The sequence below is a fragment of the Pseudomonas sp. LBUM1640 genome, from assembly GCF_059716225.1.
This window is the reverse complement of record NZ_CP166816.1, coordinates 2,205,328-2,231,643: the sequence shown is the minus strand read 5'-3', so window position 1 is coordinate 2,231,643 and position 26,316 is coordinate 2,205,328. Positions and strand designations below refer to the sequence as shown.

Genomic DNA, 26,316 nt, shown 5'->3' with positions numbered 1-26,316 from the left:
GCGGGCTTGCTCGCGAATGCGGTTGATCAGTCACGCATGTAATGGCTGACACAACGCCTTCGCGAGCAAGCCCGCTCCCACACTTAAATCGTATTCAACAGGAAGAATATGCCCGCATTAAAAGATGATCGCCCCGACCCCGACGCCTTGCTGGCGCGGGTACAGCTGGAAGAACAGGCCGCCTTGCGCGGCAAATTGCGTATCTACTTCGGCTCCAACGCCGGTGTGGGCAAGACCTGCGCCATGCTCGCGGCGGCGCAACGCGAAGTCGCCCAGGGCCGGGACCTGCTTGCCGGCGTGATAGAAACCCATGGCCGCGCGCAGACCGCCGAGCTGCTTGACGGCCTGGAACAACTGCCCCGCGCCGCGCTGTTGCACCGTGAATTCGCGCTCAGCGAATTCGACCTCGACGCGGCTCTGCGCCGGCACCCGGCGGTGGTGCTGGTGGATGAACTGGCCCACAGCAATGTGCCCGGCTCACGCCACCCCAAACGCTGGCAAGACATTGAAGAACTGCTCAGCGCGGGCATCGACGTGTGGACCACGCTCAATGTCCAGCACCTGGAAAGCTTGAATGATCTGGTCAGTGGGATCATCGGCATTCGCGTGCGCGAAACGGTGCCGGATCATGTGTTCGATAACGCCCACGAAGTGGTGGTGATCGACCTGCCGCCCGACGATCTTTTGCAACGCCTCAAAGATGGCAAGGTGTACCTGGGCCCTGCGGCCGCGCGCGCCTCGCAGCACTTTTTCCGCAAGGGCAACCTGCTGGCGTTGCGCGAGCTGGCGCTGCGCCGCACGGCGGATCGGGTCGACACGCAAATGCGCGTGTACCGCCGCGAACAGTCGATCAAAGCCCTGTGGCCGGCCCGCGAACGGCTGTTGGTGGGCATTGCCGGAGATACCGGTGATGAACGCCTGGTGCGTGAAGCCGCGCGCCTGGCACAAAAACTTGAAGCCGACTGGATCGTGGTGCATGTGGCCACCCATCAAGGGCGCGGCGCCAAGCATTACCTGACGGCAATGAAAACCCTGGCGCTGGCGACTGAATTCGGCGCCGACACCGCGACGCTGCCGGGCATGGACGTGGCCGAGGCCCTGGCCGCCTGCGCCCGCGAGCACAATGCCAATCGCCTGGTGCTCGGCCACCATCCGCGCCGGGCGTGGCGGTTCTGGCACCAGTCGGTGAGCGACCGGATCAGCCGACACCATCCGCAAATCGATCAGATCGTGATTGCCCACGGTGTATTGCCGGGCCCGGCGCCGGTGATCGAAAAACCGCTGCCTGCACCGGGCAGCGCCTTGGCCTATCTGTGGGCCACACTCGCCTGCTTCACCGCCAGCGCCATCGCTGCATTGCTGCTTCAAGTGTTCGACCTCGCCAACGTGGTCATGCTGTTTTTACTCACCGTGGTGCTGGTGGCCTTGCGTTACGGGCGCGGCCCCGGCGTGTGGGCGGCGATGCTCGCGGTGCTGTGTTTCGACTTCTTTTTTGTGCAGCCGCGTTACTCGTTCACCGTCACTGACACCCAGTATTTCTTCACGTTTGCGCTGATGCTCGGCATCGCCCTGATCACCGGGCAACTCACCGCGCGCCTGCGCCATGAAGCACGCACCGCCGCCGCGCGCGAACGCCGCGCGACCTCCTTGGCGCGGCTGGCCCGTGATCTATCCGCCGCATTGACCGTGGAGCAAATCAGCGAAGTGGCGCTGCGCACCTTCAGCGGCGTGTTCGAAGCACGGGTCGGCCTGGCACTGCCGGACGCTGCCGATGGGGTGCACAGCGTCAGCGCGAGCGGGCTGCCGATTGACGACAGCATTGCCCAATGGACTTACGACCATGGCCAAGCCGCCGGCCAAGGCACCGATACGTTGTCGGCGGCCAAAGGCTGCTACCTGCCGCTCAAAGCGCCGATGCGCGTGCGCGGCGTGCTGGTGCTGGAACTGGCACAGAGTGAGCGCCTGAGTGACCCGCAAGAGCGCCGCCTGCTGGAAGCCTGCATGAGCCAGTTGGCAATTGCACTGGAGCGTGTGCACTTCGTCGAAGTGGCGCAAAGCACGCTGGTGCAGATGGAAGGCGAGAAGATGCGCAACACCCTGCTCGCGGCAATTTCCCACGACCTGCGCACGCCGCTGACCACCCTGATCGGCGCCGCCGACACCGCCCTGCCCCACGCCCCAGCTGGGCCGTTGACCGAGTTGCTCAATGGCATTCACGAACAGGCAACGTCGATGCAGCGGCTGATCGAAAACCTGCTGGACATGGCGCGCATGCAGGAACGCGGTGTGCGCCTGAACCGGCAATGGCACTCATTGGAAGAAATCGTCGGCAGCGCATTGCGCCAGTTGCGTGAGCCGCTGGCGCGCCACCGCGTGCACACCCTGCTGGACCCGCAATTGCCGCTGGTGGAAATCGACGCGCTGTTGATCGAGCGCGTGCTGGTCAACTTGCTGGACAACGCCGCCAAGTACACGCCGCCGGGCACCTCAATTACCGTCGCCGCGCGCTCAGACGCAGCGACCATCGTGCTGGAGGTCAGCGACACCGGCCCAGGCAAAGCGCCGGCCAACCTGTTCGAACCCTTCGCGCGGGGCCAGCAGGAATCGTCCGTCGCCGGCATCGGCCTGGGCCTGGCGTTGGCCAAACGGATTGTCGAGGCCCACGGCGGGCGCATCCAGGCCAACCCTGGCGATGCGTCCGGCATGCACTTCATCATCACTTTACCGGCGGGCACCCCGCCGCTTATGGAAACCCTATGAGCACTGCACGCATTTTGATTGTTGAAGACGAGGCCAATATTCGCCGCTTCGTTGGGATCGCCCTGCAAGATGAAGGGTTTCAGGTGTTCGAGGCCGACAGCGTCAAGCGCGCGCTGATCCATGCCGCCAGCCGCCAACCGGACCTGGTGATCGTCGACCTCGGCCTGCCGGATGGCGACGGCAAACAATTGATCAGTGAATTGCGCGGCTGGCTGGCGGTGCCGATTCTGGTGCTGTCGGCGCGTGATCGCGAAGAAGAGAAAGTCGCCGCCCTGGATGCCGGCGCGGATGATTACCTGACCAAACCGTTCGGCGTGCCCGAGTTGCTCGCGCGCATCCGCGCTCAACTGCGCAGGCATGGGCAGACCGGCGCCGTGGCGGCGACCAGCAAGGTGGCGTTTGGCGAGATTGAAGTCGACCTGTCGACCCATGAGGTATGGCGCCAGGGGCAACCGGTGCACCTCACGCCCATCGAATACCGCCTGCTCTGCGCGATGATTCGTGGCCAGAGCCGGGTGCTCACGCACCGCCAGCTATTGCTGGAAGTGTGGGGCCTGGATTACGTCGACCGCGCCCACTATTTGCGTGTGCACATGGCGCATTTGCGGCAAAAACTGGAGCAGGACCCGGCGCAGCCGCAGCATTTTATTACCGAGTTGCAGGTGGGGTATCGGTTGATGGGATTGTAAAGAAATACTCGCTCACTTGCCTCGGCATTCGATGTGGCGCACGGGTGCCGTCAGATTGTCAGGGCGGTTATTGCCTGAATGGGCGGCACGCTCCCATCAGAAAGGAGAGCGGCCGCCGCCCGAATCAATAACAACAGCCGCCTGCCATTAAAAACAACTATTGGGTTCTAATGATATCGCTCATTTGGACGCCGTCTGCCCGCACCTTAAAATCGGGTGCTTGACTCTGACGATAAACAAAGTTCGCCCAGTACGACACATGCGTCTCGCCAGCCGCGTTTGTGTTAACTTCCAAGTGAGAGCCATTAGGCACAGCGTACCCCGTATTACCTTGAGGGGTCCCAAAACTACTGATATCTATTTTATCCACGCCCGTTTTAAAACCAACGATAGTATCCAGTCGTTCCGGGGTGGAATCCCACCGATGTTGAAAGGCCACCGTATTGCTGCCCTGCCCCAATGTAATCCTGTTAGGTACAATATTGGGTGCGACGCTATTAGTACCCGAGCCTGTCTTGACGTCCTCAACTACCGCTTGCGGCGAAATTATCACATTATCCTTAAATCCGCCTACGCTGGAACGCGCCCCAGCGTGCATATCGATAACTTGATCGTGCGTATCACTTGCTGCATCGAGGGTATCGTGACCGCGTCCGTTTACGATGGTCATCGTGGCAGGGTTATTACCACGCCCCAAGTTACCAATCTGATATTCATGCCCTGGCGCACTTGTATTTAATCCAAACGCAGGGATCAACCGCTCGAAATCCTTTATTTGCGGGCGGGTTACAGAGTTACCTTTATAGTCTTGACCTGTGGTAGTTTCCGAATGACGACTGTGAACGCTGTAACCTCTGGAGTCGGGCTCACCCTCCGCCGGTGCACGAGCAGGCACGCCCAAGGAATACAACAGCGCGCGAGCAAGTAAATTCCCCCCTCGGTTAAGCGCAGTGGGCGCCAAAAAGGCCTGATCTTTGGCGTTGTCAGGGTTGCTACGAATATACACTTCGGTAGGTATAGTTGGGTTAGTCGATGGATAACCTACCACCAGGTTGGGCCGTGTTTCATTCTGTTTAAAGGTCCCAAACTTCACTTTCGCATCAGGGGTGGCGTAGATATCCTTAGCGTGAAACCTGACTTTTATATCGGCGCCAAGGTCACCCATCTGGGCGCCTAACTCCCTTCTCTGTGCATCATTCAGCGGTTGATACCCGCGATTACCAAGATTAGAAAAGTGTGTGCCAGGCCCACTGTCATAATCCACTTCGACATCTACCCACCCATTCCCATCTCTATCCACCAAGTGCGCAGAGGTTTCCACGCCATTGCGGGAGGCCGTTAGGACGTCGTTCCCAGACTGCGGCGCTACCGAGTTAGTAACCGGGATGACAGACGAAAAGGGGGTAGATGTAGAGGAGCCAATACTCATAGTAATCACCTGCGCAGATTAATTAAAAATACTTACATCACGCACAGCTTACATAACCCACAAATAAAAAATAAAGGGAGACACCTTGAGCAGATATTTCACATCTAAAATCAGGCAACTTCCCGCAACAAACAAGCCGAAAACCAACCCTCCTCAACAGAATATCCCTACATAAAAAACAAGCGTTCCAAACATTTAGAACATTAACTAAAAACTCTTTTACATCTTAAGTACTGACATAGGCATGGCCCGCGCGGCTATGCACTTCATTGCCCAGTTGCGAGCGGATAACTGATTCAGCCAGGCGTAAAAAAGCGTTCGGCAGCAAAGTCCACAAACGCACGAATTTTTGGCGAGAGGTGCCGACTGGAGGGCCACAGCGCCCAGAACTGGCCTAGCCTTGACCACCGCAGTGATTCTGGCGCCGGAACAGGGTTGGGCCTCTGCGACCACTCGTTACTTGCTTGGCGCAGCAGCGGTGTTTCTACTGATGGATGGCTTGGCGATCAGCGTAGTACCCAAAGAGCGTGCGGGGATGACGGGGCTCACCGTGCTCACGGCGGCGGTGATTTTCGTGTTCCTTGGCCGACGCGATGTCGCACCGATGCCCACGGCCCCCGCCCTTGAGTCATTGAGCTGAATCGCAGACAAAAAAAAGCCCGCTCAATGAGCGGGCTTCTTGTGGCGACCTGGCGTTCAGCGTTCCAGGTTACCGAATATGGCGCAGCGGACGGGACTCGAACCCGCGACCCCCGGCGTGACAGGCCGGTATTCTAACCGACTGAACTACCGCTGCGCGTAACACATGAAGCGAATGGTGGGTGATGACGGGATCGAACCGCCGACCCTCTGCTTGTAAGGCAGATGCTCTCCCAGCTGAGCTAATCACCCTTCGTTTCGGTGTGGGCGCATCATACAACAAAAAATCGTAATGTGTTGATTTAAATGCAATTTATTTAAAAAAACTTCATTGAGCGATTTATTGCCATATTTCGGACAAAAAAAACCCGCTCAATGAGCGGGCTTTCTGTGGTGACCTGGCGTTCAGCGTTCCAGGTTACCGAATATGGCGCAGCGGACGGGACTCGAACCCGCGACCCCCGGCGTGACAGGCCGGTATTCTAACCGACTGAACTACCGCTGCGCGTAACACATGAAGCGAATGGTGGGTGATGACGGGATCGAACCGCCGACCCTCTGCTTGTAAGGCAGATGCTCTCCCAGCTGAGCTAATCACCCTTCGTTTCGGTGTGGCGCGCATTCTACGGAGCGACCTTAGGTCTGGCAAGCACTTTCTTAAATCTTTTTTTTCAGCCCTTCCAATGGCTTAGGCAGGGTTGGCCTCAGGCGATATCAAGAGAATAATGCCCCCCTTTGTATAAAGGAGAGACTCACCCCATGTGGTTCAAGAACCTGCTTATCTATCGCCTGACCCAAGATCTGCCTGTTGATGCCGAGGCGTTGGAAGCGGCCATGGCCACCAAACTGGCGCGCCCGTGTGCAAGCCAGGAGTTGACCACTTACGGTTTCGTCGCGCCGTTCGGTAAAGGTGAAGACGCTCCCCTGGTTCACGTCAGCGGTGACTTCCTGCTGATCGCCGCGCGCAAGGAAGAACGTATCCTGCCGGGTAGCGTGGTGCGTGACGCACTTAAAGAGAAAGTCGAAGAGATTGAGGCCGAGCAAATGCGCAAGGTCTATAAAAAGGAACGCGAGCAGATCAAGGATGAAATCATCCAGGCCTTCCTGCCGCGCGCCTTTATCCGTCGTTCGTCAACCTTCGCCGCCATCGCGCCGAAACAGGGCCTGATCCTGGTCAACTCGGCCAGCCCGAAACGCGCCGAAGACCTACTGTCGACCCTGCGTGAAGTGATCGGCACCCTGCCGGTTCGCCCACTCACGGTCAAAACCGCGCCAACCGCGGTCATGACCGACTGGGTCACCACCCAGAAACCTGCCGATGACTTCTTCGTCCTCGACGAATGCGAACTGCGCGACACCCACGAAGACGGCGGCATTGTGCGCTGCAAGCGCCAGGACCTGACCGGCGAAGAAATCCAGCTGCACCTGACCACCGGCAAGGTCGTGACCCAATTGTCCCTGGCCTGGCAGGACAAGTTGTCCTTCATGCTCGACGACAAGATGACCGTCAAGCGCCTGAAGTTCGAAGACCTGTTGCAAGACCAGGCGGAACAGGACGGCGGCGACGAGGCCCTGGGCCAACTGGACGCCAGCTTTACCCTGATGATGCTGACGTTCGGTGAGTTCCTGCCGGCGTTGGTTGAAGCACTGGGCGGCGAAGAGACTCCACAGGGCATTTAAGCCATGTGAAGCTCAAAATGTGGGAGCGGGCTTGCTCGCGAAGGCACCGGGTCAGTCACCAGATATATTGACTGACACACCGCCTTCGCGAGCAAGCCCGCTCCCACATTTGATCGGGTTTACACTTCAAGAATCTAATAACAAGGACATCCCCCATGCGCGCACTCGCCGCCTTGAGCCGCTTTGTCGGCAATACCTTCGCCTATTGGGTGTTGATTTTCGCGGTGCTCGCCTTCCTGGAGCCCGGCTGGTTCATCGGCCTCAAAGGCGCCATCGTGCCGCTGCTGGGCCTGGTGATGTTCGGCATGGGGCTGACCTTAAAACTTGAAGACTTCGCCGAGGTCGCCCGCCATCCGTGGCGTGTGGCCCTGGGCGTAGTCGCACACTTTGTAATCATGCCCGGCGTGGCCTGGTTGCTGTGCCAGGCCTTCCACCTGCCGCCGGAAATTGCCGTCGGCGTGATCCTGGTAGGTTGCTGCCCAAGTGGCACCTCATCCAACGTGATGACCTGGCTGGCCCGGGGCGACCTGGCGTTGTCGGTGGCGATTGCCGCCGTCACCACCCTCCTCGCCCCGCTGCTCACCCCGGCGCTGATCTGGCTGCTGGCGTCAGCCTGGCTGCCGGTGTCGTTCATGGAATTGTTCTGGTCGATCCTGCAAGTGGTGCTGCTGCCGATCGTGCTCGGCGTGGTTGCGCAACGCGTGCTCGGCGAGCGCGTCCGCCATGCGGTGGAAGTATTACCGCTGGTGTCGGTGGTCAGCATCGTGATCATCGTCGCAGCCGTAGTTGCGGCGAGCCAGGCGAAGATCGCCGAATCGGGCCTGTTGATCATGGCCGTGGTGATGTTGCACAACAGCTTTGGCTACTTGCTGGGCTACTTCACCGGCCGGCTGTTCAAGCTGCCGTTGGCGCAGCGCAAGTCGCTGGCACTGGAAGTGGGCATGCAGAATTCCGGGTTGGGCGCCGCGTTGGCCAGTGCGCACTTCTCGCCGCTGGCGGCGGTGCCGAGTGCGCTGTTCAGCGTCTGGCACAATATTTCCGGGGCATTGCTGTCGACCTATTTCCGCCGCATGAGCGAAAAGGAAGACCGCCGCTTGTTGGCAAACACGCCAGAAACTTGATCGCCTGATCAATTTTCGGCACTCTACCGAGCTTCGCGGGGACGACCTCGCGACGCTGTCGAGCACTTATTCAGGGGACGACCCCACTTTTAGAAGAGAGGGTCATCATGTCCTGGATCATTCTGTTTTTTGCCGGGTTGTTTGAAGTCGGCTGGGCAGTCGGCTTGAAGTACACCGACGGTTTCAGCAAGCCACTGCCGACGGCCCTGACGATTGCCGCCATGGCCATCAGCCTTGGTCTGCTGGGCCTTGCCATGAAAGAATTGCCGCTGGGCACCGCCTATGCCATCTGGACCGGCGTAGGGGCGGTGGGCACGGTGATTGCCGGGATTATTCTGTTTGGCGAATCCATGGCGCTGTTTCGGTTGGCGAGTGTGGCGTTGATTATTTGCGGGCTCGTTGGCCTCAAGATCAGCGCCTGATTCACGACCGCTTTCGCAGGCAAGCCAGCGATGGCCATAGGTATCTACGCAACTTTTTGTGTTGCATTAGGCCTGTGGCGGGGTTAGGTAGATTGAGTACATATCCGTTGCTGCGGTAACGGCGGCTTAGGGTTTCGCTCTTACAGCGAGTAACTTTTGGCAAACGCCCCAAAAGTAACCAAAAGGTCTTTGCCCCACCACTCGGCACCTCGCCTAGGCTCGGTGTGCCCGCACTCCGGCCCGGCTCCGCGGGTCGCCGCGATGGGCCATCCATGGCCCAGCGCGGCTAAACCGGCATCCTTGCCGGTTTACCCGCTCCACCGTGCCTGCTTGCGGCCATCGTGGTTAACGGGGCCTGTCAGATCAAGATCAAAATCTACAGCACGGCGGCCTAGTAGCCGACCTGAGTGGTTGAAGCAAAAGCAGGGCAACAGCAGAGCAAAAGCAGAGCTGCTTTTCTGTGGGAGCTGGCTTGCCTGCGATGCAGACACCTCGGTACATCAGGTACACCGAGTTGATGCCATCGCAGGCAAGCCAGCTCCCACATTTGACCGAGTACACACACATATACCTGATGCACTGAGCTCAAAATGTGGGAGCGGGCTTGCTCGCGAATGCGGTGGGCCATTCACAGATGCATCAACTGACACACCGCATTCGGGAGCAAGCCCCTTCCCACATTTAACCGAGTTCAGCTTCCAAGAACAGGTCGGCTGTCAGGCCGCCTTGGCTTTGCTTTTGATCTAACCACTCAGGTCGGCTACTAGGCCGCCGTGCTGTAGATCTTGATCTTGATTTTGATCTTAGGCGCCCCGTCAACCACGCTGGCCGAACGCAGGCTTTGGAGCGGGGGTAAACCGGCAGGACGCCGGTTTAGCCGCGCTGGGCCATGGATGGCCCATCGCGGCGGCCCCCGCTCCAAAGCCTGCGTGAGGGCACACCGAGCCACAGCGAGGTGCCGAGTGGTGGGGCAAGAGCCTTTTGGTTACTTTTGGGCTCTTTTCAAAAGTGACCCGCTGTAAGAGCGGAACCAATAGAGGCCATCACCCAAACAACGGATATGTACCCAGTGGCCCCCACGACAACCACAGCACTCAACCCATAAAAAAAGATGTGTAGATACCTATGCTGCGATGAGACCTTCAAAGCCCGCAAATAACTACCTGTCACTCCCGCGCAACACCCCCACCCGCGCGTGCAACTGCGCAGGCGTCGCCGCCTCCACCATCACCGGCTCACCCGCCACCAGCACCACGCGCGACCAGATCCGGTGAAAGAAGCCCTTGTTCGGATCGCGACTGAAAAAGCTCCCCCACAAGCCCTGCAGCGCCATCGGAATCACCGGCACCGGCGTCTCCTCCAGAATGCGCGTCACGCCACCGCGAAACTCATTCATCTCACCGTCCGCGGTCAACTTGCCTTCCGGGAAGATGCACACCAACTCGCCGTCCTTCAGGTACTGGGCAATCCGCGTAAAGGCCTTTTCGTAGATCTGGATATCCTCGTGACGCCCGGCAATCGGAATCGCCCCGGCGGTGCGGAAGATAAAGTTGAGCACCGGCAAACGGTAGATCTTGTAATACATCACAAAGCGAATCGGCCGACGCACCGCGCCACCAATCAACAGCGCATCAACAAACGACACGTGGTTGCACACCAGCAAGGCCGCGCCTTCATCCGGTATCAGCTGCAGGTTGCGGTGCTCCACGCGGTACATGGAATGGCTGAGCAGCCAGATCATGAACCGCATGGTGAACTCGGGGACGATCTTGAAGATGTAGGTGTTGACCGCGATGTTGAGCAGCGACACCACCAGGAACAACTCGGGAATCGACAGCTTGGCCACGCTGAGCAGCAGGATCGACACGATGGCCGAGACCACCATGAACAGGGCATTGAGAATATTGTTGGCCGCGATCACCCGCGCGCGCTCGTTTTCGGCGGTGCGTGATTGGATCAGCGCATACAGCGGCACAATATAGAAGCCGCCGAACACGCCCAAACCAAGGATATCGAACAACACCCACCACGCCTGGCCGTAACTGAGTACCGCCAGCCAGTCGTTGGCCTGGACGTTCTGCGGGAAGCCGCCGGAGTGCCACCACAGCAACAGCCCGAACACGGTCAGGCCGAACGAACCGAACGGCACCAGGCCGATTTCCACCTTACGCCCGGAGAGCTTTTCGCAAAGCATCGAACCGAGGGCGATGCCCACCGAGAACACCGTGAGGATCAGCGTCACCACGGTTTCGTCGCCGTACAACCATTCCTTGGCGTAAGCCGGGATCTGCGTGAGGTAGATCGCGCCGACAAACCAGAACCACGAGTTGCCGACAATCGAGCGCGACACCGCCGGCGTCTGCCCCAGGCCCAGGCGCAAGGTGGCCCAGGACTCGCTGAAGATGTTCCAGTTCAGGCGCAGCTGCGGCGTAGACGCCGCCGCGCGCGGAATGCTGCGGCTGGCCAGATACCCCAGCACCGCCACGCCGACAATCGCCACGGCCACTATCGGCGCGTAATGGGTGGACGACATCATGATTCCGGCGCCGATTGTGCCCGCCAGGATCGCCAAAAACGTGCCCATTTCCACCAGGCCATTACCGCCCACCAACTCATCGTCGTGCAGGGCCTGGGGCATGATCGAGTACTTCACCGGGCCGAACAGCGCCGAGTGCGTGCCCATGGCAAACAGCGCCAGCAGCATCAGTTCCAGGTGATTGAACAAAAAGCCGGTGGCGCCGACGGCCATGATCACGATCTCGCCGACTTTGATCGCGCGGATCAACGCGTCCTTGTTGAACTTCTCGCCGAACTGCCCGGCCAGCGCCGAGAACAGGAAAAACGGCAGGATAAACAGCAAAGCGCACAGGTTGACCCAGATCGAGCGGTCACCGTCGATGGTGAGCTTGTAGAGAATGGCCAGGATCAGCGATTGTTTGAAGATGTTGTCGTTGAAGGCGCCCAGCAACTGGGTGATGAAAAACGGCAGGAAGCGCCGTGTGCGCAGCAAGGTGAATTGTGAGGGGTGGCTCATCGTCCGTGTTCCTGCGTGGCCTGTAGGCTGTTGTTGATCTTCAGGCCACGACTTTACCTAATCCCGCTTACTTATTCGCTAGCCCTGCAATGCAAGGTGAAACAAAAAGCTCACCTTTATAGGCGCCCTGCACGGTGCGCGTGGCCACGATCAACCACATCAACGCCAACGCCACCACCAGTACACAACCAAACACACTGAAGAACCCCAAGTGCAGCAGGCTTGCCAGCTTCAGTGTGGCCAAGGCGTACACACCTAAGGGGAAGGTAAAGCCCCACCAGCCGAGGTTGAACGGGATACCGGCGCGCAGGTAACGCAGGGTGATCAACACCGCGATCAGCATCCACCACAAGCCGAAGCCCCACAGGGTGATGCCGGCCACCAGCCCGAGGCCGTTGGCCATCTCGCCGACGCCTGGCAAACCATTGGCGGCGAAGATCGCCGGGGCGTCGCCGCCCAGCAACAGCATGCCGAGCGCGCCGGTGCCGATAGGCCCGAGGGCCAGCCAGCTCGACGCGGCCATGTTGGCGTGAGGCAGTTTGTGCAAGGCCATGCGCAGCATCAGGATGGTCAGGATGCTGAACGCCACCGGCAGGGAAAACGCCCACAGCACGTAACTGGTCACCAGCATCACCAGTTGCGAATGGGCGTAGGCCAAGTGCGGCGCCAACAGGCCACCGCTGGCGGCGGCGACTTCAGCGGCAACGACCGGCAGCAGCCATACGGCGGTCATCTGGTCGATGCTGTGTTCCTGGCGGGTGAACATCATGAACGGAATCAACACGCCGCAAGCCAGCGCCATTGCCACGTCCAGCCACCACAGGGCTTCGGCCAACGGCACCACATCGGCGCCCCAGCGCGGCAGCCCAAACAGCAGCAAGCCATTGATAATCGTCGCCAGGCCCATGGGGATGGTGCCGAAGAACATCGACACCGTGGAATGCCCGAAAATGCGCCGCGCCTCGTGGAAAAACATCAGCCAGCGAGCCGCGTACAACACACTGAACAGCACAAACAGGCCGACGGTGAGCATCCACAGCCCTTCGGCAATGGCATGCAGGCCGGGCAGATTGAACGGCAATTGGGCCAGGGCAAGCGCCAGCACGCCGGTGCCCATGGTCGCGGCAAACCAATTGGGGGTGAACTGGCGAATCACTTCCCGTGGGCGGGCCAGGTGACTGAAGGGTTTGAAGGTGGCGGTAGTCGAGCAGGTCATGTTGGCAATCCTCTTCCTCGCATGAGGTTGAGACCATCATAGAAGCTGATCGAATATCTATATAACGGGTAATATCTCTAACTGTTATCTATTTTACCAATATGCAGAGCGTGGCTAGGTCGCAGCCTTGGCCCGCGTCGAACCCTGCAACAGCAAACCGGCCAAGGCACTCAGGGCCAGCACGATGAGCACGGCGCCATAGCCGTCGGTGGTGGCGATCAGGCCAAACACCCGGCTCAAGTTACCCGCCAGCAGCGCGGGCACGCAGAACGCCAGGTAGCTCAAAACATAGAACGCAGACATCAACCCGGCCCGCTCATGGGGCAACGCCAAGCCGACGATACTGCGCACACTGCCCATAAACCCACCGCCGAACCCCAAACCTGCGATCACACTGGCAACGAAGAACAGCCACAAGCTGGCGCTCTGCACTGCGAACAGCAGCAACGTCACACCCACCGCCAACAGCACTGCCGACAGGCGCATGACCTTGTCTGCCGGGCGATCGCGCAGGCTGTAAATCATCACCGCACCACTCAAGGTCACGACCGCCACCAGGCCGCCGCCTATCAAGTGCGAGGTTGAACCAGTGGCAGTCCGCACCAGCGAGGGCGCCAGGGACGAAAAGAACCCACCCAGTGCCCACACCGCCACATTCAGCGGCATCGCCAGCCACAAAGCCCGACGCGCCTGCGCGGGCACATGCAGGGTGGGCGCCAGCGACTTCAAGGCACCCGGAATGCGGCTGACGGTTTCCGGCAAGCGCCATACATAGAGCGCCTGCAGCACCATCAACCCCAGCAACGCGAGGTAAATCAATTGGGTCGGGCGTGGTGCGTACTCCACCAGCAAGCCACTGCCCAAGGCGCCACTGGCCATGCCCAGCAGCGGCGCGAGGCTATTGAGCATCGGGCCGCGCAGGCGGTCAGTGTCCAGCAGCGTCGCCGCCAGCACCGCCGTTGCGGTGCCGGTGGCGAAACCTTGCAGCGCGCGGGCGGCAATCAGGTAGGCGGTGCTGTCAGCGTTGATAAACAGCAGCATCGACACAATATTGAGGATCAGGGCAACGAAAATCACCGGCTTGCGCCCCACGTGGTCCGACAGCGAACCTACAGTCAGCAGCGCCGCCAGCAAGCTCACGGCATACACACCGAAGATCACCGTCAGCATCGCTGCGGAGAAGTGCAGGTTGTCCTGATAGACCTGATACAGCGGCGTCGGCGCGCTGGACGCAGCAAGAAAGGTCAACATTGTGATGACCAGGAACGCCAGACTGGAACGTTGAGAAATGACGCTAGGCATGTGCACACTCCGCTAAAGCTAATATTTTGCTTTTGTGGAGTGTGCTACCGGGAAGCGCTTAAAGCAAATTCTTTGTGTTAAGGTTTTACGCATGGCGATAAAAGAAGGCCTTCGCCCGGGGGGCCGCAGTGCCCGGGTTCAAGAATCAGTGCATAACGCCGCGCGCGAACTGCTGGAAGCCCACGAGCGTTCCAGCGTTACCGTGCCGATGATTGCTGCGCGCGCGGGCGTCACGCCGTCGACCATTTACCGGCGCTGGGGCGACCTGTCCACGCTGCTCGCCGACGTGGCCCTGGAGCGTCTGCGCCCGGAGAGTGAGCCCGCCAACACCGGCAGCCTGCGCGGCGACTTGCGCGCATGGGGCGAACAATACCTGGATGAAATGAGTTCGGAGCTGGGGCGTAACATGATGCGCGACGTGCAGTGCAGTCATCCCAGGGACTATTGCAGCAACATTCTGATGGGCCAGATGCAGGTTATTCTCGACCGTTACCAGGGCAGCCTTGATGTACTGCCAAGCCTGGACCGACTGCTGAATCTGATTGCTGCGCCTACGGTTTATCGCAGTCTGTTTTCCAGTGCGCCGCTGCCGGTTGAGGAACTGCATGAATTGATCGAACTGGCACTGAAAGGCTAAGGGCCCAACGCCGATAAACTGTGGGAGCTTTGCAGCATAGGCATCTACACATCTTTTATGGGTTGAGTGCTGTGGTTGTCGCGGGGCCGCTGAGTACATATCCGTTGCTGCGGTAACGGCGGCTTAGGGTTTCGCTCTTACAGCGAGTCACTTTTGGCAAACGCCCGGAATGCCGGCCCAGCCAAAAGTAACCAAAAGGTCTTTGCCCCACCACTCGGTGCCTCGCTAAGGCTCGGCATGCCCTCACTCCGGCCATCGTGGTTAACGGGGCCTGTCAGATCAAGATCAAAATCTACAGCACGGCGGCCTAGTAGCCGACCTGAGTGGTTGAAGCAAAAGCAGGGCAACAGCACAGCAAAAACAGATCAGAAGCAGAGCTGCTTTTGTGTGGGAGCTGGCTTGTCGGACCGCCGAACCGCTGCGATGCAGACACCTCGGTATATCAGGCAAACCCAGTTGATGCCTTCGCAGGCAAGCCAGCTCCCACATTGACCGAGTACACACACATCTACCTGATGTACTGAGCTCAAAATGTGGGAGCGGGCTTGCTCGCGAATGCGGTGGGCCATTCACCAATGCATAAACTGACACACCGCCATCGGGAGCAAGTCGAACCGTCGCACCGCCCCTCCCACATTTAATCGAGTTCAGCTTTTACCATCAGGTCGGCTGTCAGGCCGCCTTGGCTTTGCTTTTGATTCAACCACTCAGGTCGGCTACTAGGCCGCCGTGCTGTAGATTTTGATCTTGATTTTGATCTTAGGCGCCCCGTTAAACCACGCTGGCCTCACGCAGGCTTTGGAGCGGGGGTAAACCGGCAGGACGCCGGTTTAGCCGCGCTGGGCCAAGGATGGCCCATCGCGGCGGCCCCCGCTCCAAAGCCTGCGTGAGGGCACACCGAGCCGGAGGCGAGGTGCCGAGTGGTGGGGCAAGAGCCTTTTGGTTACTTTTGGGCTCTTTTCAAAAGTGACCCGCTGTAAGAGCGGAACCCATCCAAGCCATCACCTAAACAACGGATATGTACCCAGCGGCACCCAATAAAAAACGACCTCATCAAGAGGCCGTTCTTTGCAACTGACTGACTGACTGCTTACGTACGCATCCCGCGCCCGCTCACCAGCAACCGTGCGCACCCGATATACAGCACCACAGTGGCCACCAGCATAAAGGTAATCGCCACACTGATCTTGATATCCGACACCCCCAGGATGCCGTAGCGGAAGGCGTTGACCATGTGCAGCACCGGGTTGGCCAGCGACACGGTCTGCCAGAACGGCGGCAGCAAGGTGATGGAGTAGAACACCCCGCCCAAGTAGGTCAGCGGCGTCAGCACGAACGTCGGGATGATCGAAATATCATCGAAGTTGCGCGCAAACACGGCATTGATAAAGCCCAGCAGCGAGAAGATCGTCGCCGTCAGTACCACCACCAGAATAGTCACGCCCAGGTGATGCACTTGCAGGTGGGTGAAGAACAGCGACAGCAAGGTCACGATCACACCGACCATCAAGCCCCGCAACACGCCGCCCAAGGTGTAGCCGATCAGAATTGTGTGCGGCGATACCGGCGAGACCATCAGTTCTTCGATGGAACGCTGGAACTTGCTGCCGAAGAAGCTGGAGACCACGTTGCCGTAGGAGTTGGTGATCACCGACATCATGATCAGGCCCGGCACGATGTACTCCATATAGGTGAAACCACCCATGTCGCCAATCTGACGGCCGATCAAATTACCGAAAATCACGAAGTACAGCACCATGGTGATCGCCGGCGGCAGCAGGGTCTGCGGCCAGATCCGGGTAAAGCGCTTTACTTCGCGGTAGACGATGGTCTGCAGCGCGACAAGGTTGGGTTGCAGTTCGGAACTCATACCGCCACCTTCGCCAGATTTTTCTCCACCAGGGACACGAACAACTCCTCAAGGCGATTGGTTTTGTTACGCAGGCTCAGCACTTCAATGTTCTGGGCAGCCAGCTGGGTAAACAGCGCGGTGATGCCCATGGCTTTGTCCACCTGGACTTCCAGGGTGTGGGCGTCGACCAGGCGACTTGGGTAGCCGAGCAACTGCGGCGCCACCGACAGATTGTTTTTCACGTCGAGCAGGAAGGTTTCCACATGCAACTGGCCCAGCAGGTTACGCATGCTGGTGTTCTCGACGATGGTGCCGTGGTCGATAATGCCGATGTTGCGGCACAGCTGCTCAGCCTCTTCCAGGTAATGGGTGGTGAGGATGATGGTGATGCCCTTCTCGTTCAGCTCGGTGAGGAAGGCCCACATCGAGCGACGCAGTTCAATGTCCACCCCAGCAGTCGGCTCATCGAGGATCAGCAGGCGCGGTTCGTGCACCAGCGCACGGGCGATCATCAGGCGGCGCTTCATGCCACCCGACAGCGAGCGCGAAGGCACATCGCGCTTGTCCCACAGGCCCAGTTGGGTCAGGTACTGCTCGGCGCGTTCCTTGGCGATTTTCGCCGGGATGCCGTAGTAACCGGCCTGGGTCACGACGATGTCGAAGGTCTTTTCGAACTGGTTGAAGTTGAATTCCTGGGGCACCACGCCGATGGAGCGCTTGAGCGCTGCCGGGGATTTGTCCAGGTCATGACCAAAGATATTCACCGTGCCGCTGGTCTTGTTGACCAGTGTCGAGAGAATGCCGATGGTGGTGGATTTACCAGCGCCATTAGGGCCGAGCAACGCGAAGAAGTCACCTTCGGCTACGTCCAGATCGATACCACTCAGGGCCTGGAAACCGTTGCCGTAGGTTTTGGTTAGCTGCCGGATTGACAGAGCGGAACTCATATCGGAATACGCACCAAAGAAGGGAATAGAAACAGTAGATGAGGGCGCAGCCCAGGTAGTTCAACGGCGGCGCATGACAAGCATGGTGCTTGCGCGCGCCGCACAAGTACAGTCACCCGTATTAATAGTGGGTATTAAGTCAACGCGGTCATCACGGCTTTGCGGTACGCCGAGCGCTGTTGCAGGCGTTGATACCAAGCCTCTAGATGGGGCATCGCAGGGCGTTCGATGGGCATTTCAAACCAGGCGTAGATAAAGCTGCCCAGGGGAATATCGCCCATGCCGATTTCGTTGCCGGACAGGTAAGGCTGCTCGGCAAGGGCTTTGTCGACGGTGCTCAATGCATCGATACAGGCTTGGCGCCCGGCATTGATGCTGTCCCAGTTCTGCTTTTCGGCAGGTGTGCGCAGGATGCCCCAGAACACCGCCTTGAACGGTTCGGCGAGGGTCGAAGTGGTCCAATCCATCCACTTTTCGGCATTCGCGCGTGCTTGCAGGTCGTTGGGATACCAGCTCGACGCCTGCTTGGCGCAGAGGTAACGCACGATGGTGTTGGACTCCCACAGCACAAAGTCACCATCTTCGATCATCGGCACCCGGCCATTGGGGTTCAACGCTCGGTATTGCGGCGTGTCGACCACACCAAAAGCCCCGCCCGCATCAATTGCCTCATAGTCCAGGCCGAGCTCTTCGGCGCACCACAGTGCTTTCCTGACGTTTGATGAATTTTTACGACCCCAGATTTTCAGCATGACCGCGCCTTATCGTTGATGAACATGGCTTGATGAACGCAGCAGCATACGCCGGTTCACGCGCGGCTTAAATCGGTCTGCATATCGCCCAACTGTTGCGGCATATCTTCGGCGAACAGGTGCGGGTAACACTGCTGAATATGCGCGAAGAAAAAACCCTCGGGCACGTCAGAAAACTGCCCGTGGTCCAGCACGTACTCCATCGAGCGCTGGCCCTGGCGATTGAACGCGTGAAACACGCTGTCATTAATGCCATCGAACCCCAGCGGCGGCACATCAAATAACTCGCACAGTTGGCTGTTGAACGCCGGCGTGGCCTTGACCCAACGGCCGCGCAGGTACAACTCGGTGTAGCCGTGCATGGCCAGCACATCGCTTTTGAGCAACGCGATCAGGCGCGGCGTCGACAGGTGATTGCGCACGTCTGCCAGGCCGATGCGCGCCGGGATCCCGCAGTGGCGGGCGCAGGCAGCGAGCAAGGTGGCCTTGGGCACGCAGTAACTCTCACCGCCAGCCAGGGCGAAGCTGGCGCTGAGGGTGCCGGGGTCGCGGCTGAAGGTGTAGGGGTTGTAGCGAATCGCCTCACGCACGGCGTAATAAAGACTGACTGCCTGGTCACGTAAATCCGCACTGGGACCGCGATGTTTTTCGGCGAACTCCACCACCGCAGGGTGGTCACTATCGATGAAGCGGCTGGGATTGAGGTACGTATCCATGCGCGTTATCTCCGAAGGAAGCCTTGAGTCTAACGACTGGTCTGCCCTTGCGATAACGACGATTCGGCCAAATGTCGGCGCCTGGTGATCGGCGCCAGCTGTACAACTCGTAACACCCTGATCACCGCGCTTTTTCGGATGCCGACTAAGCTCCATGGTGGTTTCGCCCCTGGTTTCACGGAGGATTGAATATGCTGTTGTTGTGGATACTGGTTCTGGTGGTCGGCATTGCCTACCTGGCACACCGCCGCACCGCGCCCCTGCCCGCCCTGGGCGTGGTCGCCGTTTACCTGCTGGCGATGGGCGCCTGGAGCCACGCACCGGGTTGGCTGCTGCTGATCTTCTGGGTGTTGATCGCAGCCGTGGCCCTGCCCTTGCTGCTGCCCGACCTGCGCCGTCAATACTTCACCAAACCGCTGTTCAGCTGGTTCCAGAAAGTCCTGCCGCCGATGTCCGAGACCGAGCGCGACGCGATTGATGCTGGCACCGTGTGGTGGGATGGCGAACTGTTCAGCGGTCGCCCCGATTGGGACAAGTTGCTGGCCTATCCCAAGTCGCAACTGACCGAAGAAGAACAAGCGTTTATCGACGGCCCCACCGAAGAACTCTGTGCGATGGTCAGCGACTGGGAAATCGGCCAGGCCATGGACCTGCCGCCCGCCGCCTGGGAACACATCAAGACGCACGGTTTCTTCGCCCTGATCATTCCCAAGGAATACGGCGGCAAGGGCTTCTCCGCCTATGCCCACTCCCAGGTCGCCATGAAACTCGCGACCCGTAGCGGCGACCTGGCCTCCACCGTAATGGTGCCCAACTCCCTCGGCCCGGCCGAGTTGCTGCTGCATTACGGCACCGATGAACAACGCAACCACTACCTGCCGCGCCTGGCGCGTGGCGACGATATTCCGTGCTTCGCGCTGACGGGCCCGCTGGCCGGTTCCGACGCCGGCGCCATGCCTGACACCGGCGTGATCTGCAAAGGTGAGTGGGAAGGCAAGGAAACCCTTGGCCTGCGCCTGAACTGGGAAAAACGCTACATCACCCTGGGCCCGGTCGCGACCTTGCTCGGCTTGGCCTTCAAGGCACATGACCCAGACCACTTGCTGGGTGAAGAAGAAGACTTGGGCATCAGCCTGGCGCTGATTCCGACCGACACCCCCGGCGTAGAAATCGGCCGTCGCCACCTGCCTTTGGGCGCCGCGTTCATGAACGGCCCCAACTCCGGCAAGGATGTATTCATCCCCCTGGAGTTCCTCATCGGTGGCCAGGAAATGCTCGGCAAGGGCTGGATGATGCTGATGAACTGCCTGTCGGTAGGCCGTTCGATCTCGCTGCCTGCGGTGGGCACCGGCGCAGCCAAGTTCACCAGCCTGGTGACCGGCCAGTACGCCCAGGTGCGTGAGCAGTTCAACGTGCCACTGTCGGCCTTCGAAGGTATCCAGGAAGCCCTGGCGCGGATCGGCGGCAACGCCTGGCTGATGGACAGCGCACGCATGCTCACCGCCAACGCGGTGGACCTGGGGGAAAAACCCTCGGTGCTGTCGGCGATCCTCAAGTACCACCTCACCGAGCGTGGCCGCGAATGCATCAGCCACGCCATGGACGTGCATGGCGGCAAGGGCATCATCATGGGCCCCAACAACTACCTGGGCCGTAACTGGCAGGGCGCGCCGATCTTCATCACCGTAGAAGGCGCGAATATCCTCTCGCGCAACCTGATGATCTTTGGCCAGGGCGCGATTCGCTGCCATCCGTTCGTGCTCAAGGAAATGGCCCTGGCCGGTCGTGAAGACCATGACCAGGCACTGAAGGAATTCGACGGCCTGCTGATGCAACATATCGGTTTCGCCGTGAGCAACGCCGCCAGCACATTGGTGCTGAACCTGGGCGTGGGTCACTTCGAGAAAGCCCCGGGCAACCGCCTGAGCCAGGGTTACTTCCGCGCATTGAACCGTCAGGCCGCCGCATTTGCCCTGCTCGCCGACTTGAGCATGATGCTGCTGGGCGGCGAATTGAAACGTCGCGAACGCCTGTCGGCGCGCCTGGGCGATGTGCTGAGCCACATGTACCTGGCCTCGGCCGCGCTCAAGCGTTATCACGACCTGGATTCGCCGGACCACCTGGAACCGCTGTTCGCCTGGGCAATGGAAGAAAGCCTCGGCGAGTCGGAGCGCGCGCTGGATGAGCTGCTGAGCAACTTCCCGAACAAGGTGCTCGGTTGCCTGCTGCGGGTGATCGTGTTCCCGTTTGGCCGTCGCCATACCGGGCCGTCCGACGCACTGGATGCCGAAGTGGCTGCCGTCATCGGTCGCGCCAAAGGCGATCCGACCCTCGAAGAACTGCTGGCCGGCTGCTACCGCCCGCAATCGGCGGACGATCCGGTGGGCGCCTTGCAACATGCCTATGACCTGCTCGGCGCCAGCCATCCGCTGCAGAAAAAACTGCATGCGGCGCTGAAAAGCGGCCAGGTCAAGCCATCTGCCGGGGAGCATGCCATTGATGCCGCGCTGCATGCCGGGGTGCTGCAACCGGCCGAGGCGCAAACCCTGCGCGACGCCGAAGCGGCGCGGCGCAAGGTCATCGACGTGGATGATTTCAGCAAGGAAGAGCTGACCCAGGCTGAGGGTAAAGTCCGCTGATACCAGCGGTCATATAAATACGGGCGCTTGAGCTATATACTCTCGCGCCCGTTTTTGCTTTAGAGGACTTATCGCGTGTCCAACATCGTTGCCGATCATCTCGTCTTGCTCGACCACTTGCGCAGCATCCTGGTTGCCGTTGGCGAAGCCGAACAGGTGCCCGAGGAAAGCCACACCTTGTTCCTGGAGCGTTTCGACGAATTGCGCGCCCTGCTGCCGATCGATCCGATCGAAAGCCAGTACCTGGGCCAGGACCTGATGAGCCAGGTCATCCTGCGCTACCCGCAAATCGCCCACTTGGTGCCGCGCGATCTGCTGTGGTTCTTTGGCGGTGACTGCCTGCACTTTATGCCGGATGACGAGCTGGACCTGTATCAGGCCCTGGAAGAGCGTCGCTTTGAAGCGGAACAGAACGACGAACCGTTCGACTGGAACCAGGAAAAGCAGCTGCTGGCCATGCCGCAGGATCAGAGCAAGCACTGATCTGCAGCGTAGTCATGAATTGGCTTGTTGTGGCGAGGGAGCTTGCTCCCGCTGGGGTGCGCAGCGCCCCCAAAAGCTTGCGACTGCTACGCAGTCGAACGGGAGCAAGCTCCCTCGCCACAACAGCCGTACACACGTTCCTACCGTCGGCGCAACGTCGGCTCCTTCGCCATACACGCCACCAGATAATCAATAAACACCCGCAACTTCGGCGGTAAATACCGTGTCGGCGAATGCAACAACCACGCCTCGCCATGGTAGGACGCAATAAAATCCCACGTCGGCAACACCTGCACCAAACTCCCCGCCTCCAACGCGTGCCGCGCCGTGAAATACGGCAAGCTGCCAATCCCCACATGCTGCAACACCGCATCCAGCCGCACCCCGGTGTGGTTCGCCGCGTAGCGCCCACGAACGCCAACCGTTACCGCCTTGCCAGCCTGGCGAAATTTCCAGCGCGAATCGCCTGGGGTTTCGCCGAGGTAGATGCAGCTGTGCTCGAGCAAATCATGCGGATGGCCTGGCGTGCCATGCTCGGCCAGGTACTGCGGCGTGGCGCAGAGCAAGTGTTCGATGGGCAATAATTGCCGGCCGACCAAACCCGGCGGCGGGCTGTCGGTAATGCGGATACTCAGGTCGACATTGTCATCGATCAAGTCCACATGCCGATCCTCAAGGATCAACTGCACATCCACCTTGGGATAGCGCCGCAAAAACTCCGGCATATGCGGGTGCACCACAAAACGCCCTACGGCCTTAGGCACGCTGACTCGTACCAGGCCCTCGGCCTCATGGTTGAACTGGCCACTGATTTCCATCACCGAGCGCGCGGCGTTGACCATCTCCTGGCAACGCTTGAACACCTCTTCACCGCCTTCGCTCAGGCGCAATTTACGCGTGGTGCGTTGCAGCAAACGGGTGGCCAGGGCCTGTTCCAATCGCGAGATACTGCGGCTCACCGCCGAAGGTGAAACGCTCAGTTGTCGCGCCGCTTCAGAGAAGCTGCCGGTTTCTACCACTTTGACGAAAATCGCCATTTCACCCAGCAGCGGCAAAGGAAGATTGATGCTCATGACGCACAGGTCCATTGATAATTGAACGGATTATCACTCATCTGCGCACTATTTATACTGCCCGTAGAACCCTGACGCGGATGTAGATGATGACCGAGCGCCTGTTTTTTACCCACGACCACCTGACTGCCGAGCTTGAAGTGCTGACCTGTACGCCGCACGAGGACCAGTTTGCCGTCACGCTGCAGTCGACGATCTTCCACCCGCAGGGCGGCGGGCAACCGTTCGACACCGGTTGGCTCGGCGACAGCCAGGTGCTGCGCGTCAGCCAGGAAGCCGACCGCGTGGTGCACTACGTCGACCGGCCCGTGGAGCCCGGCCCGATCATCGCGCGGGTCGATGAACAACGCCGCGCCCTGCACACGCGCCTGCATTCGGCCGGGCATTTGATTGGCAATGCAGGGGAAAGCCTGGGCTGGAGGCCAATCAAGGCCCACCACTGGCCGGGCGAAGGCAAAATCACCTTTATTCGTGGGCAAGCGGCGCAAGCCATCGACGCCGAGGCGATTCAAACACGAATCAACCAGTGGATCGCCGAGGGCTACCCGCGTCATATGAGGCTGGAAGATGGCAGCCGCGAAGTGGGCTTCGGCGACCTGCCCGCCTACGCCTGTGGCGGCACCCATGTGCAAGCGTTGAGCGAACTGGGCCAAGTGACAATTTTGGCCCTGTCGGAAAAAAAGGGCGCGCTGTCGGTGCGCTATGAAATCAACTGACAGGCATACGGGCTCGCTTGTTGTGGCGAGCCTGCACCCAATCAAAAAACCCATCAAACCGCAATCGCCCCCGCCCTCCCCGACTCCACCACAAACGACTTGAGGGTCGACACTGTCGCCGCCGGGTCACGTGGGTCGGTAATCACCCGATAGTTCGTCAGCATCCTCGCAGCCTCAAGCTGCACCGACACATACCCACGCTGGCGACTGTCGAAGAACCTCACATGCGGGTTGAGCGGCAAGATCTGGCTGAACGCCTCAAACGGCGGGCCATCGGAGGTCACCGAGCTGCCGACAAATTCGGTGGCGACGATGGGCGAGTCCGGGTTGTTGCCATCGGCATGCAGGTCCGTGGTCCAGAACGAATGAATATCGCCGCCCCAGAACACCGGATTCTTGAGCTTATGGCGTTCAATAGACGCCAGCATCCGTGAACGATTGGCCATGTAGCCGTCCCAGCCATCGGTCCAATGGCCGACGTTGGGGTTAGTCAGGTCACGCTGGATCAGCGGGGCCACCAGCAAGTCTTGGGCGATCACATTCCACTGCGCCTGCGACTGGGCAAAGCCCTGGTCCAACCAGGCTTCCTGCTGCCAACCCAGCATCGTGCGGCCGGGGTCGCGCAAGTCCGCACAGGTGTTGGCCGCAATGTGCCCCTGATGGCTGCCATTGGCGGGGATACACGGTTGCTCCGAGCGGTACTGCCGGCCATCCAGCACATGAAAACGCGCCAACCGGCCGTAATCCAGGCGCCGGTAAATGCGCATGTCCGGACCCTTCGGCACGCTGCTGGCGCGCAGTGGCATATGTTCGTAAAACGCCTGGTACGCCGCCGCCCGCTGCCTTAGAAACTGCTCCACCGGAATCTTCGGGTCCTGTGACCAGCGGTTTGCGTAGTCATTCTGCACTTCGTGGTCATCCCACGTGGCCACGCTGGGTGCCGCCGCGTGCAAGGCCTGCAGGTCCGGATCGGTTTTATACAGCGCGTAGCGGTTGCGGTAGTCACTGAGGCTCACGGCATTGCCGCTGCCATGGGGGCGGATGATCTTGCCCGAGTCCGGCGCATAGGAACTGTCGTAGATGTAGTCACCAAGGAAAAACACCAAATCGGGTTGCTCGGCCGCCAGGTGGCGATATGCGCTGAAATAGCCGCGCTCCCAGTGCGAGCAGGAGACGAACCCCACGCTGGCCGCCGCCATGGCGTGCAGCGGCGGCGTGGTACGTGCCTGGCCCACCGGGCTCTGTGCGCCAAGGCCGTCGAACTGATACCAATACGGCCTGCCCGCCGCCAACCCCGCGACCTCGACATGCACCGAATGGGCAAACCGCTCGGTCGCCATGACCTCGCCCTGCTTGACGATGCGCGTCATCGCCGCATCGCTGGCCACGCGCCAACGCACCGGTACTGCGCGGCTCAAACCACCGCAGCCATCCGCTGCGTTGAACAACGGCGCCAGGCGCGTCCAGATCACAAAGCCATCCGGCAGCGGGTCGCCGCAGGCCACGCCGAGTGTGAACGGGTAATCCACACCCGCACTGCGTGCAAACGGGCTGAGGATGGAAAACGCCGTGGCGACCGCCAGCCCGGTGAGGACTCGCCGCCGGCCATGGTCCACCTCGCCACTCACAACGCGCGCTCCCAGTCATCGCGCACGGTGGCGAAGCCGAGCAAGTCTTCATACACACCGTTCTTGAGGAACGCTTCGCGCATACAGCCTTCATAGCGCAAGCCAATTTTCTGCATGACCCGCGCCGATTCCTTGTTGCGGCCAAAACATTGGCTACCGACGCGCTGCAACCCCAGCGTGGTAAACCCGAAGTCCATCACCGCGCTGGCTGCTTCTGCCGCATAACCCTGGTTGCGAGCGTGCGCCGCCACCCAGCCGCCCAAATGCCCAGCGTGATGACGGGCATTCAGACGCAGGCTGACCATGCCGATCAGCGCGCCGGTTTCTTGCACATGCATCCCCAGGTTCAGCACCTCACCCGTGCGAAATTTTTCCGCGACCCCGGCAATAAAGTCCTGGGCGGTGTGCACGGTATAGGGCGATGGAATATTGGCCGTGTTGTCTGCAATGTTCGGCCCGTTGACGAGTGCACAAAGCACCTCGGCCTGGTTCATTTCCAGCGCGCGCAGCAGGAGTCGCGAGGTGGATAAATGCGGCAATGCAGTGGGCATACGAGCGGGCTCTCGAGATAAATTCTTCAA

At 60.0% G+C, this 26,316-nt stretch carries 21 protein-coding genes, 4 tRNA genes and 1 pseudogene; 10 read left to right on the top strand and 16 right to left on the bottom strand.

The window, feature by feature from the left end:
- Window positions 1-108: 108 nt before the first annotated feature.
- Together ACA065_RS10085 and ACA065_RS10080 are read left to right on the top strand one after the other, a co-directional pair.
- The gene (locus tag ACA065_RS10085; protein WP_497694364.1) at window positions 109-2,760 is read left to right on the top strand and encodes a DUF4118 domain-containing protein; all 2,652 of its coding nucleotides are present in this window, start codon (window positions 109-111) and stop codon (window positions 2,758-2,760) included.
- Entirely contained in the window at window positions 2,757-3,449 is a 693-nt protein-coding gene (locus ACA065_RS10080) for a response regulator (protein ID WP_497694363.1), read from the top strand. The genes ACA065_RS10085 and ACA065_RS10080 overlap by 4 nt, the downstream gene beginning before the upstream one ends.
- Before the next feature lie 157 nt (window positions 3,450-3,606).
- Here ACA065_RS10080 and ACA065_RS10075 read toward each other — a convergent pair whose 3' ends face one another.
- Both ACA065_RS10075 and ACA065_RS10070 read right to left on the bottom strand, forming a co-directional pair.
- Entirely contained in the window at window positions 3,607-4,878 is a 1,272-nt protein-coding gene (locus ACA065_RS10075; protein ID WP_497694362.1) for a M10 family metallopeptidase C-terminal domain-containing protein, read from the bottom strand.
- Between the two features lie 296 nt (window positions 4,879-5,174).
- A pseudogene (locus ACA065_RS10070) lies at window positions 5,175-5,273 on the bottom strand (LysR family transcriptional regulator); the annotation flags it as partial.
- A 5-nt stretch (window positions 5,274-5,278) separates the two neighbouring features.
- Between ACA065_RS10070 and ACA065_RS10065 the strand changes: the two are divergent.
- Window positions 5,279-5,518 (top strand): hypothetical protein, encoded by a 240-nt coding sequence (locus tag ACA065_RS10065; protein WP_497694361.1) that lies wholly within the window; start codon window positions 5,279-5,281, stop codon window positions 5,516-5,518.
- A gap of 79 nt (window positions 5,519-5,597) precedes the next feature.
- On the opposite strand, the gene ACA065_RS10060 is transcribed toward ACA065_RS10065, so the two are convergent.
- The 4 genes from ACA065_RS10060 to ACA065_RS10045 all read right to left on the bottom strand — a co-directional run bounded on the left by ACA065_RS10060 (window position 5,598) and on the right by ACA065_RS10045 (window position 6,117).
- A tRNA-Asp gene (locus ACA065_RS10060) sits at window positions 5,598-5,674 on the bottom strand.
- A gap of 19 nt (window positions 5,675-5,693) precedes the next feature.
- Window positions 5,694-5,769 (bottom strand) — tRNA-Val (locus tag ACA065_RS10055).
- Window positions 5,770-5,945: 176 nt separating this feature from the next.
- Window positions 5,946-6,022, bottom strand: a tRNA-Asp gene (locus ACA065_RS10050).
- A gap of 19 nt (window positions 6,023-6,041) precedes the next feature.
- A tRNA-Val gene (locus ACA065_RS10045) sits at window positions 6,042-6,117 on the bottom strand.
- A gap of 159 nt (window positions 6,118-6,276) precedes the next feature.
- Here ACA065_RS10045 and rdgC point away from each other — a divergent pair.
- From rdgC to sugE, 3 genes are all read left to right on the top strand, one after another.
- Window positions 6,277-7,197: a recombination-associated protein RdgC gene (rdgC, locus tag ACA065_RS10040; protein WP_497694360.1), complete on the top strand. Its 921-nt coding sequence runs from the start codon at window positions 6,277-6,279 to the stop codon at window positions 7,195-7,197.
- A 155-nt stretch (window positions 7,198-7,352) separates the two neighbouring features.
- Window positions 7,353-8,318, top strand: coding sequence for a bile acid:sodium symporter family protein (locus tag ACA065_RS10035; RefSeq protein ID WP_497694359.1), 966 nt, complete (start codon window positions 7,353-7,355; stop codon window positions 8,316-8,318).
- A 107-nt stretch (window positions 8,319-8,425) separates the two neighbouring features.
- Entirely contained in the window at window positions 8,426-8,740 is a 315-nt protein-coding gene (gene sugE / locus ACA065_RS10030) for a quaternary ammonium compound efflux SMR transporter SugE (RefSeq protein WP_017136389.1), read from the top strand.
- A gap of 1,159 nt (window positions 8,741-9,899) precedes the next feature.
- Here the strand turns inward: sugE and ACA065_RS10025 are convergent.
- The 3 genes from ACA065_RS10025 to ACA065_RS10015 all read right to left on the bottom strand — a co-directional run bounded on the left by ACA065_RS10025 (window position 9,900) and on the right by ACA065_RS10015 (window position 14,292).
- Window positions 9,900-11,774 carry an MFS transporter gene (locus ACA065_RS10025; RefSeq protein WP_497694358.1) on the bottom strand — a complete coding sequence of 625 codons (1,875 nt, stop codon included), beginning with the start codon at window positions 11,772-11,774 and terminating at the stop codon, window positions 9,900-9,902.
- 67 nt (window positions 11,775-11,841) lie between these two features.
- Complete coding sequence (locus ACA065_RS10020; RefSeq protein WP_497694357.1) at window positions 11,842-12,990, bottom strand: TDT family transporter; 1,149 nt, start codon at window positions 12,988-12,990, stop codon at window positions 11,842-11,844.
- A gap of 114 nt (window positions 12,991-13,104) precedes the next feature.
- A complete protein-coding gene (locus ACA065_RS10015; protein ID WP_497694356.1) occupies window positions 13,105-14,292 on the bottom strand; it encodes an MFS transporter in 1,188 nt (395 codons plus the stop codon).
- Window positions 14,293-14,383: 91 nt separating this feature from the next.
- Between ACA065_RS10015 and ACA065_RS10010 the strand changes: the two genes are divergently transcribed.
- Window positions 14,384-14,929, top strand: a complete 546-nt coding sequence (locus ACA065_RS10010) for a TetR/AcrR family transcriptional regulator (protein ID WP_497694355.1) — start codon at window positions 14,384-14,386, stop codon at window positions 14,927-14,929.
- A 1,090-nt stretch (window positions 14,930-16,019) separates the two neighbouring features.
- Here the strand turns inward: ACA065_RS10010 and ACA065_RS10005 are convergent.
- The 4 genes from ACA065_RS10005 to ACA065_RS09990 all read right to left on the bottom strand — a co-directional run bounded on the left by ACA065_RS10005 (window position 16,020) and on the right by ACA065_RS09990 (window position 19,196).
- Window positions 16,020-16,799, bottom strand: a complete 780-nt coding sequence (locus ACA065_RS10005) for an ABC transporter permease (protein WP_053128662.1) — start codon at window positions 16,797-16,799, stop codon at window positions 16,020-16,022.
- A complete protein-coding gene (locus ACA065_RS10000) occupies window positions 16,796-17,728 on the bottom strand; it encodes an ABC transporter ATP-binding protein (protein ID WP_497694354.1) in 933 nt (310 codons plus the stop codon). The genes ACA065_RS10005 and ACA065_RS10000 overlap by 4 nt, the downstream gene beginning before the upstream one ends.
- Before the next feature lie 134 nt (window positions 17,729-17,862).
- Window positions 17,863-18,480 carry a glutathione S-transferase family protein gene (locus tag ACA065_RS09995; RefSeq protein WP_497694353.1) on the bottom strand — a complete coding sequence of 206 codons (618 nt, stop codon included), beginning with the start codon at window positions 18,478-18,480 and terminating at the stop codon, window positions 17,863-17,865.
- A 56-nt stretch (window positions 18,481-18,536) separates the two neighbouring features.
- Window positions 18,537-19,196 (bottom strand): transglutaminase-like domain-containing protein, encoded by a 660-nt coding sequence (locus ACA065_RS09990; protein WP_497694352.1) that lies wholly within the window; start codon window positions 19,194-19,196, stop codon window positions 18,537-18,539.
- Window positions 19,197-19,387: 191 nt separating this feature from the next.
- Between ACA065_RS09990 and ACA065_RS09985 the strand changes: the two genes are divergently transcribed.
- Together ACA065_RS09985 and ACA065_RS09980 are read left to right on the top strand one after the other, a co-directional pair.
- On the top strand, window positions 19,388-21,835 hold the full coding sequence (locus ACA065_RS09985; protein WP_497694351.1) for an acyl-CoA dehydrogenase: 2,448 nt from the start codon (window positions 19,388-19,390) through the stop codon (window positions 21,833-21,835).
- 75 nt (window positions 21,836-21,910) lie between these two features.
- The gene (locus ACA065_RS09980) at window positions 21,911-22,318 is read left to right on the top strand and encodes a PA2817 family protein (protein WP_497694350.1); all 408 of its coding nucleotides are present in this window, start codon (window positions 21,911-21,913) and stop codon (window positions 22,316-22,318) included.
- 140 nt (window positions 22,319-22,458) lie between these two features.
- On the opposite strand, the gene ACA065_RS09975 is transcribed toward ACA065_RS09980, so the two are convergent.
- Window positions 22,459-23,391, bottom strand: a complete 933-nt coding sequence (locus tag ACA065_RS09975) for a LysR family transcriptional regulator (RefSeq protein WP_497694349.1) — start codon at window positions 23,389-23,391, stop codon at window positions 22,459-22,461.
- An 89-nt stretch (window positions 23,392-23,480) separates the two neighbouring features.
- Here ACA065_RS09975 and ACA065_RS09970 point away from each other — a divergent pair, with 89 nt between their 5' ends.
- Window positions 23,481-24,107: an alanyl-tRNA editing protein gene (locus tag ACA065_RS09970; protein ID WP_497694348.1), complete on the top strand. Its 627-nt coding sequence runs from the start codon at window positions 23,481-23,483 to the stop codon at window positions 24,105-24,107.
- 53 nt (window positions 24,108-24,160) lie between these two features.
- Here ACA065_RS09970 and ACA065_RS09965 read toward each other — a convergent pair whose 3' ends face one another.
- Entirely contained in the window at window positions 24,161-25,735 is a 1,575-nt protein-coding gene (locus ACA065_RS09965; RefSeq protein ID WP_497694347.1) for an alkaline phosphatase D family protein, read from the bottom strand.
- The gene (locus tag ACA065_RS09960; protein WP_497694346.1) at window positions 25,732-26,286 is read right to left on the bottom strand and encodes a GNAT family N-acetyltransferase; all 555 of its coding nucleotides are present in this window, start codon (window positions 26,284-26,286) and stop codon (window positions 25,732-25,734) included. The genes ACA065_RS09965 and ACA065_RS09960 overlap by 4 nt, the downstream gene beginning before the upstream one ends.
- Between the last annotated feature and the right edge of the window lie 30 nt (window positions 26,287-26,316).

Excerpts from the sequence above, each read along its gene's own strand:
- ACA065_RS10085 (WP_497694364.1), top strand. The coding sequence starts at position 109 with ATGCCCGCATTAAAAGATGATCGCCCCGACCCCGACGCCTTGCTGGCG.
- ACA065_RS10080 (WP_497694363.1), top strand. The coding sequence starts at position 2,757 with ATGAGCACTGCACGCATTTTGATTGTTGAAGACGAGGCCAATATTCGC.
- ACA065_RS10075 (WP_497694362.1), bottom strand. The coding sequence starts at position 4,878 with ATGAGTATTGGCTCCTCTACATCTACCCCCTTTTCGTCTGTCATCCCG.
- rdgC (WP_497694360.1), top strand. The coding sequence starts at position 6,277 with ATGTGGTTCAAGAACCTGCTTATCTATCGCCTGACCCAAGATCTGCCT.
- ACA065_RS10035 (WP_497694359.1), top strand. The coding sequence starts at position 7,353 with ATGCGCGCACTCGCCGCCTTGAGCCGCTTTGTCGGCAATACCTTCGCC.
- sugE (WP_017136389.1), top strand. The coding sequence starts at position 8,426 with ATGTCCTGGATCATTCTGTTTTTTGCCGGGTTGTTTGAAGTCGGCTGG.
- ACA065_RS10025 (WP_497694358.1), bottom strand. The coding sequence starts at position 11,774 with ATGAGCCACCCCTCACAATTCACCTTGCTGCGCACACGGCGCTTCCTG.
- ACA065_RS10020 (WP_497694357.1), bottom strand. The coding sequence starts at position 12,990 with ATGACCTGCTCGACTACCGCCACCTTCAAACCCTTCAGTCACCTGGCC.
- ACA065_RS10015 (WP_497694356.1), bottom strand. The coding sequence starts at position 14,292 with ATGCCTAGCGTCATTTCTCAACGTTCCAGTCTGGCGTTCCTGGTCATC.
- ACA065_RS10010 (WP_497694355.1), top strand. The coding sequence starts at position 14,384 with ATGGCGATAAAAGAAGGCCTTCGCCCGGGGGGCCGCAGTGCCCGGGTT.
- ACA065_RS10005 (WP_053128662.1), bottom strand. The coding sequence starts at position 16,799 with ATGAGTTCCGAACTGCAACCCAACCTTGTCGCGCTGCAGACCATCGTC.
- ACA065_RS10000 (WP_497694354.1), bottom strand. The coding sequence starts at position 17,728 with ATGAGTTCCGCTCTGTCAATCCGGCAGCTAACCAAAACCTACGGCAAC.
- ACA065_RS09995 (WP_497694353.1), bottom strand. The coding sequence starts at position 18,480 with ATGCTGAAAATCTGGGGTCGTAAAAATTCATCAAACGTCAGGAAAGCA.
- ACA065_RS09990 (WP_497694352.1), bottom strand. The coding sequence starts at position 19,196 with ATGGATACGTACCTCAATCCCAGCCGCTTCATCGATAGTGACCACCCT.
- ACA065_RS09985 (WP_497694351.1), top strand. The coding sequence starts at position 19,388 with ATGCTGTTGTTGTGGATACTGGTTCTGGTGGTCGGCATTGCCTACCTG.
- ACA065_RS09975 (WP_497694349.1), bottom strand. The coding sequence starts at position 23,391 with ATGAGCATCAATCTTCCTTTGCCGCTGCTGGGTGAAATGGCGATTTTC.
- ACA065_RS09970 (WP_497694348.1), top strand. The coding sequence starts at position 23,481 with ATGACCGAGCGCCTGTTTTTTACCCACGACCACCTGACTGCCGAGCTT.
- ACA065_RS09960 (WP_497694346.1), bottom strand. The coding sequence starts at position 26,286 with ATGCCCACTGCATTGCCGCATTTATCCACCTCGCGACTCCTGCTGCGC.